The organism is Promineifilum sp. (SeqCode), assembly GCF_041918635.1.
In the GTDB taxonomy this organism is placed as follows: domain Bacteria; phylum Chloroflexota; class Anaerolineae; order Promineifilales; family Promineifilaceae; genus Promineifilum.
In genome coordinates this window covers 1-2,295 of record NZ_JAYRVJ010000825.1, presented here as the reverse complement: position 1 = coordinate 2,295, position 2,295 = coordinate 1, and the positions used below count along the sequence as shown (strand labels likewise).

At 70.1% G+C, this 2,295-nt stretch carries 2 protein-coding genes; both read left to right on the top strand.

Annotation, left to right across the window (positions count from 1 at the left end; translation table 11 throughout):
- Positions 1-881: glycosyltransferase (locus tag ACE3UY_RS23415; RefSeq protein ID WP_374689879.1), on the top strand; the 881-nt coding region annotated here is incomplete at its 5' end.
- A 106-nt stretch (positions 882-987) separates the two neighbouring features.
- Positions 988-2,130, top strand: a complete 1,143-nt coding sequence (locus ACE3UY_RS23410) for a glycosyltransferase family 4 protein (protein WP_374689878.1) — start codon at positions 988-990, stop codon at positions 2,128-2,130.
- Positions 2,131-2,295: the final 165 nt, after the last annotated feature.

The window sequence follows — 2,295 nt, the reverse complement described above, 5'->3', positions numbered from 1 at the left end:
TGCTCCTGTTGCGCGGCGCGGGCGCGCCGCCCTATCGCTGGGTCAAGTACGCCGGCAACTGGCGGCCGGACGGGCCGGAGCCGCGCACCTACCGCTGGCAGCGCCATTGGCTGGACGCCAACCGCCACGGCGGCGTGGTCACGGTCAACGGCCGCTGGCCCAACCAGCCGCCTTACGTCCACTCCTTCTACAACCCCTGCCTGACCGACGACGAAGCGGCCGAGGGGGCTGTCGCGGCGGCCGGCAAGCGGCTGAACGGGCCGGTCGAGTTGCTCTTCGTGGGCGCACTGAACGAGGGCAAGGGCGTCGGGCGGGTGCTGCGCATCGCCGCAGCGCTACAGGCGCGCGGCGTTCCCTTTCGGCTGCGGCTGCTGGGCGACGGGCCGGACCGGCCGCGCTATGAGCAGTGGGCGCGCGACAACGGGCTGCGGGACGTATCCTTCCTGGGCTGGCTACCGCGGGGTGAGGTGCCGGCCTACTACGCCGCGGCCCACGTCGTGCTGCTGCCGTCCCGCTCAGAGGGCTGGCCGAAGGTGCTGAGCGAGGGTATGGCCTACGGCGCGGTTCCGGTGGCCGCCGCCGTGTCGAGCATCCCCCAGATTTTGGGAGCGACGGGAGCCGGCGTCGCCCGGCCGCTGGACGACATCGACGGCATGGCCGAGACCGTGGCGCGCTTCGTCGCCGAGCCAGGGGCATGGGAGGCAGCCAGCCAGGCGGGCGTGGCGGCGGCCTGGCAGTTCACCTATGGCGCTTACCAGATGGCCGTGGCGACGTTGTTCCGCCAGGCGTGGGGCGTGGAACTGCGCCGGCCGGAGCGCCGGCGGGACGCCGGCCTCGCCCACGCCAATGGTTCGGCTGCGCTCTATGCGGGGGAGCATTAGCATTATGGAACACAATAATACGCTTCACCCGGCCGCCAAGAGCCCTAGCCCCAACCCTCTCCCACAGGGAGAGGGAGTAGAAGAACCGCTCGCACCGGGAGAAGCGGTGCACTCCCTCGCCCCTTGGGAGAGGGTTGGGGCGAGGGTCAGAGAGCGGCCGCTTCGCCTCTGCTTCGTCGGCCCCATGCTCGGCGTCAACCCCGGCTGGGTGACCACGCAGGGGGAGATACTGGCCGCATTGCTGGCCGGCGAGGGCTACCCGGTGCGCGTCACGTCCCACATCCCGGCGCGGCTGCCGCGGCTGGCCGACACGCTGCGGTCGCTGGTCGCCTGGCGGGGCGAGATCGATCTGGTCGTTCACCAGGTGTACGGCGGCATGGCGTTTGCTGTGACAGACGCGGCCAGCCTGCTTTGCCGGGCGCTCGGGCTACGGCAGGTCTTCGTTTTGCATGGCGGCACGCTGCCGGAGATGGCGGCTCGCCAGCCCCGGCGGATTCGCCGCGTGGTGGGGCGGGCGGCGGCCGTGGTGGCCCCTTCCGCCTACATGGCCCACGTCTTTGGGCAGTTGCCTGAATTGGCTCCGCGCCTTCGTATCATCCCCAACGTCCTGGCGATCGAGAACTACCCCTACCACCACCGGCCAACCGTCGCGCCGCGTCTGCTATGGATGCGCACCTTCCACGACGTGTACCATCCGGAGATGGCGCTGGAGGTGCTGGCCGACCTGCGCCGCACGCATCCGGCAGCGATGCTGACGATGGCCGGACAGGAGAAGGGGCTGCACGCGGCCGTCGTCGCCCGCGCGGCGGCGTTGGGGCTGGCGGAGGCAGTGCGCTTCCCCGGCTTTCTCGGCCCCCAGGACAAGGTGCGTGAATTCACTGCCCACGACATCTATCTGAACACCAATCGCGTCGACAATATGCCCGTCAGCGTGCTGGAGGCGGCGGCGTTCGGTCTGCCGGTCGTGGCGACGGCCGTTGGCGGCGTGCCCTACCTGCTGCGCGATGGGGAGACGGGGCTGCTCGTGCCCGCCGACGGCGCGGGCAATGGGGACGTGGCGGCGATGAGTGATGCCATTCGCCGCCTGCTGAACGAGCCAGGGCTGGCCGGCGCCCTGTCGGCTAACGGCCGGCGGCTGGCCGAGTCGTGCGCCTGGGAGTCGGTGCGGACGCAATGGGAAACGCTATTCCGCTCCCTGGTAGAAACTCGGTTTCTCAGAAGAAACCGAGTTTCTGGAGGTATATCGTGATGCCCGATTGGTTGAAGGTCTATCACCGGCTGCCCTACCCGGCCAAGGTGCTGGCCGCCAGCGCGCGCGGCCGGAAGTTGAGCCGCTGGCGCTACAGCGCCGACACCGAGCGTCTGATCGCCGAGTACCTGAGCCACGACTACTGGACGGCCGAGCAGTGGCGCG